This is a genomic window from Streptomyces sp. NRRL WC-3549, assembly GCF_000721935.1.
GTDB lineage: Bacteria > Actinomycetota > Actinomycetes > Streptomycetales > Streptomycetaceae > Streptomyces.
Genome location: NZ_KL585426.1, coordinates 107756 through 112750, shown reverse-complemented (window position 1 = coordinate 112750; position 4995 = coordinate 107756). Strand labels below are relative to the sequence as shown.

Here is a 4995-nt window from a genome sequence, read left to right as displayed (position 1 = left end):
CGACCCGTATCGGCTTCGCGCCGCTGGAGGTCGGCCACACCCCCTGACGGGCGCGGTCAGGCGTCGGTGCGGATCACCACCGCGAGGGTGCGGGGGCCGTGGACGCCCTCCACCCGCTCCAGTTCGATGTCGGAGGTCGCCGACGGCCCGCTGATCAGGGTCGTCGGCCGCTCCGGCACCAGCCGGGCGACCGCCTCCGGCACACCGACGACGACCGAGGACAGATCGACGACGCAGACGTGCAGGTCGGGCACGAGGGACAGGGCGCGGCGGCCCTGGTCCGGTGAACCGTCCAGGAAGATCGTGCCGGTCTCCGCGCAGCTGACGGCCGATGAGGTCACCACGCCGTCCAGCTCTCCGAGGCTCGGCGCCGGGATGTCCGCCGCGTCGTGCCGGACCTCACCGTCCCAGGCGCCGAGCCACCGCCCGTCCAGCCCGGCGGGCACCCCGACGCGGCGGGCGCCGCGCTCGCGCAGGACCTCGGCGATCACCTCGGCCGTGCGGTCGCGGGTGCACGGGTGGACCTGTGCCTTGTAGTCGACGAGCCGGTCGGTCAGCAGGGCCAGGCGTTCGGCGTCGGGGAGGGTGCGGCCGGTGCGGTAGGCGCGGGGGACGGTGACGGCGGGTGCGGGGGCGAGGGCCAGGGCGTCCCTGACCCGGCCGAGCACGGTGTCACGGGCGGTGGTCGTCACTGTTCCTCCTGCTGGTCGTCCTGCTGGTCGTCGGCGCGCCGGGCGGCGCCCTCCTTCGAGGCTTCCCGCATGGTGGCAGCGCCCTCGGCCGAGGCCAGCCAGGCGCGGAAGGACTGCTTCGGCGGGGCGACGGTGTCCCGGCTGTCGCTCCAGCCGTCGAACGGGGCGGGCAGGTGCGAGACCGTGCGGTCGCGTCCGCCGACGCCGACGGTCCTGCTGAGGGAGGCGGCCTTCTGCGCGGCCGTGTACAGCTTCGGCCTCTTCATCACGGTGGCGGCGGCCTTCATGGCCAGCTTCTCCGCCGTGGTACCGGCCTGTTCGGTGTTCTGGTGGCGCAGCTCGACGAGCAGGGACGGGATGTCGATCTTGACGGGGCAGGCGTCGAAGCAGGCGCCGCAGAGGCTGGAGGCGTACGGCAGCGAGCTGTTGGGGTCGTCCTTCGCCGCGTGCATCCCGGCGAGCTGCGGGGTGAGGACCGCCCCGATGGGCCCTGGGTAGGTGGATCCGTACGCGTGGCCGCCCGCGCGTTCGTACACCGGGCAGACGTTGAGGCAGGCCGAGCAGCGGATGCAGTTGAGGGCCTCCCGGCCGATCGCGTCGGCGAGTGCGGCGGTCCGGCCGTTGTCGAGGAGGACGAGGTGGAAGTCCTGCGGCCCGTCGCCGGGGGTGACCCCGGTCCACATCGACGTGTACGGGTTCATCCGCTCGCCGGTCGAGGAGCGCGGCAGCAGTTGGAGGAAGACCTCCAGGTCCTGGTAGCGGGGCAGGACCTTCTCGATGCCCATCACGGTGATGAGGGTGTCGGGCAGGGTCAGGCACATCCGGCCGTTGCCCTCCGACTCGACGACGGACAGGGTGCCGGTCTCGGCGATGCCGAAGTTGGCGCCGGAGACGGCCACCTTGGTCGTCATGAACTTCTCGCGCAGGTAGGAGCGGGCGGCGGCGGCCAGGTGGGCGGGCACGTTGTCGAGGCCGGGGTCGACGCCGGGGATCCCGTCGAGGAAGATCTGCCGGATCTCGTCGCGGTTGCGGTGGATCGCGGGGACCAGGATGTGCGAGGGCTTGTCGTGGGCGAGCTGCACGATGAGCTCGGCGAGGTCGGTCTCGTACGCGGTGATGCCGGCGGCTTCGAGGTGCTCGTTGAGGCCGATCTCCTGGGTGGCCATCGACTTGACCTTGATGACGTCGCTGCTGCCGGTCGCCTCGACCAGCCGGGTGACGATCTCGTTGGCCTCCACGCCGTCGCGCGCCCAGTGGACGGTGCCGCCTCGCTCGGTGACCTTCCGCTCCAGTTCCTCCAGGAGTTCGGGCAGCCGGTTCATGGTGTCGGTCTTGACGGCCGCCCCGGCGTCGCGCAGCTCCTCCCAGTCGGGGAGTTCGCCGGTCACGGCGAGGCGCTTGGCGCGGATGGTGTGGGTGGCCCGGCCCAGGTTGCGGCGCAGCTGCCCGTTGCGGAGCTCGTCGTGGGCGGCCTCGGGGAACTTCCGGTCGCCGCGCAGGTTGCCCGTTCCGTACGGGGAGCGGGGCGGGGTGGCGGGCATGCCGAGGAACGTGCTCATCGGGCGGCCTCCGTCAGGGCGTACGGCGCGGTGCGGGTGGATCCGAGGATCTGGGCGAGGTGCAGGGTGCGCGTGCCGGACCTGATGCGGGAGAGTCCGCCGCCGATGTGCATCAGGCAGGAGGAGTCACCGGCGGTGCACACCTGGGCCTTGGTGGCGGTGACGTTGCGCATCTTGTCCTGGAGCATGGCGGTGGACGTCTCGGCGTTCTTCACGGCGAAGGTGCCGCCGAAGCCGCAGCAGGCGTCCGCCTCGGGGAGCTCGACGAGGTCGATCGCCTCGACGGCGCGCAGGAGCCGCAGTGGCTTGTCACCGACCCGGAGCATCCGCAGGGAGTGGCAGGTGGGGTGGTAGGTGACGCGGTGCGGGAAGTAGGCGCCGACCTGGGTGACGCCGAGGACGTCGACGAGGAGTTCGGAGAGTTCGTACGTCTTGGCCTTGACGGTGGCGACACCGGAGCGCAGTGCGGCGTCGCCGTAGCGTTCGGCGACGATCTCGTGCTGGTGGCGGACCGATCCGGCGCACGACCCGGACGGCATGACGACGGCGTCGATCGACGCGTCGCCGAACTGCTCGGCGAAGTTGCGCACCAGCGGGACGGGCTCGCGCTGGTAGCCGGTGTTGACGTGCATCTGGCCGCAGCAGGTCTGGCCCGGCGGGAACACCACGTCGTGGCCCAGGCGGGCGAGCAGGACGGCGGTGGATTTCACCGCCTCGGGGAAGAGCGTGTCTCCCAGACAGGTGGCGAAGAGTCCGATGCGCATGGGGCCTCCCCGATCGATGGTTTGGTCGGACCATACTATCCTCCGTCCATTTCGGGAAGGGTGCGCCCGGAATGTCGGCGAGGAGCCTCTTCGTCGTTCTGCCATGGCGCCACAGTCGGCAATCCTTGGTCCGACCTTATTGACATACGACATATGCAGTGTCCTACTAAAGGCCGGAACCAGCCTCCCCGGCCACGCCGCGCATTCCGCACAGTCGCCCGTACGGACCCTTCCTGGGCAGGGTCCCGGCTGGTTCCTCAGCCCTGTACCGCTCGACGAGGAGCTCTTCCGTGGCCGCCGCACCACCCGCAAGCCTTGCTTCGTACACCCCGGACGTGCACGTCGTCGGGGGCAGTCTCACCGCCACCGCACTGCTGGCGCTGGTCCCCCTCGCCGTCTTCTTCCTGCTGCTGACGGCGGCGAAGCGCTCGGCGCTGCAGTCGGCGCTCGGCTCGGTGCTCACCGCCCTGCTGGTGGCCGTGTTCGGCTTCGGGATGCCGGTGGGGCTGAGCGCGCTCTCGGCGACACAGGGCCTGGTCTTCGGGCTCTTCCCCGTGATGCTGATCGTCGTGGCGGCCATCTGGTTCTACGAACTGACCGTGGTGAGCGGCAGGTTCGAGGACCTGCGGCGCTCCTTCAGCGCGGTCGGCCGCGGCGACCTGCGCGTCCAGGCGATGCTCATCGCCTTCTGCTTCGGCGGCCTGCTGGAGGCGCTCGCCGGCTTCGGCGCGCCCGTCGCCATCACCGCCGTCATGCTGATGGCCCTCGGCCTGCCCCCGGTCAAGGCGGCCGTCACCGTCCTGCTCGCCAACACCGCGCCGGTCGCCTTCGGCGCCATGGCCATCCCGGTGACCACGGCGGGCAACCTGACGGGCATCCCGGCCGATGACATCGCGGCGGTCATCGGCCGCCAGAGCCCGCTGCTCGCCCTGTTCGTGCCCACGCTGCTGCTCTTCGTCGTGGACGGAGCGCGCGGAGTCCGCCAGTTGTGGCCGATCGCCCTGGTCACCGGGTTCGTCTTCGCCGCCGCCCAGTTCTGGTGCTCCGCCCACTTCGCCTACGAGCTCACGGACGTGGTGGCCTCGCTCGCCGGCTTCGGGGCCGCCGTGCTGATGCTGCGCTTCTGGAAGCCCGCCACCCCGCACGACCAGCACTCCCGGGTGGAGAACGAGCCGCTCACCCCGCGCCGCGTCACCTACGCCGTACTCCCCTACGCCCTCGTCATCGCGGTCTTCGCCGTCGCCAAGATCGATGTCGGAGCCGTCGACGTACCCGGCCTCCTCGGTCGCCTCGACCTCGCCGTCGAATGGCCCGGCCTCTACGGCAACCTGCTCACATCCGGCGGCGCCCCCTCCACCAGCGCGATCTACAAGCTGGAGGTCCTGGGCAATCCGGGCACGCTGCTGATCATCACGGGCGTCCTGGTGACGCTGGCCTACCGCTACGCCGAGGACGGCGACCGGTACCCGCTGAGCGCCCGCACGGCCGTCGAGGCCGCCGGGCGCACCCTGAGGAACATGCGGGTCGCGATCATGACGGTCGCCACGGTGCTGGCGCTCAGCTACGTCATGAACCAGTCGGGCCAGACCGTGGCCATCGGCACCTGGCTGGCCACGGCGGGCGGGCTCTTCGCCCTGCTCTCCCCGGTCCTGGGCTGGCTGGGTACGGCGGTGACCGGCTCCGACACCTCCGCCAACGCCCTCTTCGCCAACCTCCAGCAGACGGCCGGCCAGACCGCCGGCATCGACCCGACCCTGCTCGTCGCGGCCAACACCTCCGGCGGCGTGGTGGCCAAGCTGGTCAGCCCGCAGAACCTGACGATCGCCGCCACCGCGGTGGGCGAGCCGGGCTCGGAGCGCGTCCTGCTCCGCAAGGTGGCGGGGTACAGCCTCGGGATGCTGGTCATCCTGTGCGTGCTGGTCTACCTCCAGTCCCTGCCGGTGCTGTCCTGGATGCTGCCGTAACGACCGGTGCGCGGCG

At 71.3% G+C, this 4995-nt stretch carries 4 protein-coding genes; 1 reads left to right on the top strand and 3 read right to left on the bottom strand.

Annotated elements, in window-relative coordinates:
* Positions 1-56: 56 nt before the first annotated feature.
* From IH13_RS0128950 to IH13_RS0128940, 3 genes are read right to left on the bottom strand one after another with little or no spacing between them, the layout of a single operon-like run.
* Positions 57-692 carry a LutC/YkgG family protein gene (locus IH13_RS0128950; protein WP_031088973.1) on the bottom strand — a complete coding sequence of 212 codons (636 nt, stop codon included), beginning with the start codon at positions 690-692 and terminating at the stop codon, positions 57-59.
* On the bottom strand, positions 689-2251 hold the full coding sequence (locus IH13_RS0128945) for a lactate utilization protein B (RefSeq protein WP_031088972.1): 1563 nt from the start codon (positions 2249-2251) through the stop codon (positions 689-691). Before IH13_RS0128945 ends, IH13_RS0128950 begins: the two co-directional genes overlap by 4 nt.
* The gene (locus IH13_RS0128940; protein ID WP_031088971.1) at positions 2248-3015 is read right to left on the bottom strand and encodes a (Fe-S)-binding protein; all 768 of its coding nucleotides are present in this window, start codon (positions 3013-3015) and stop codon (positions 2248-2250) included. Before IH13_RS0128940 ends, IH13_RS0128945 begins: the two co-directional genes overlap by 4 nt.
* Before the next feature lie 290 nt (positions 3016-3305).
* Between IH13_RS0128940 and IH13_RS0128935 the strand changes: the two genes are divergently transcribed.
* Complete coding sequence (locus IH13_RS0128935) at positions 3306-4979, top strand: L-lactate permease (RefSeq protein WP_031088969.1); 1674 nt, start codon at positions 3306-3308, stop codon at positions 4977-4979.
* Positions 4980-4995: the final 16 nt, after the last annotated feature.

Bases quoted from the DNA above. Each gene is read 5' to 3' on its own strand.
- IH13_RS0128945 (WP_031088972.1), bottom strand. From the start codon at position 2,251: ATGAGCACGTTCCTCGGCATGCCCGCCACCCCGCCCCGCTCCCCGTAC.
- IH13_RS0128940 (WP_031088971.1), bottom strand. From the start codon at position 3,015: ATGCGCATCGGACTCTTCGCCACCTGTCTGGGAGACACGCTCTTCCCC.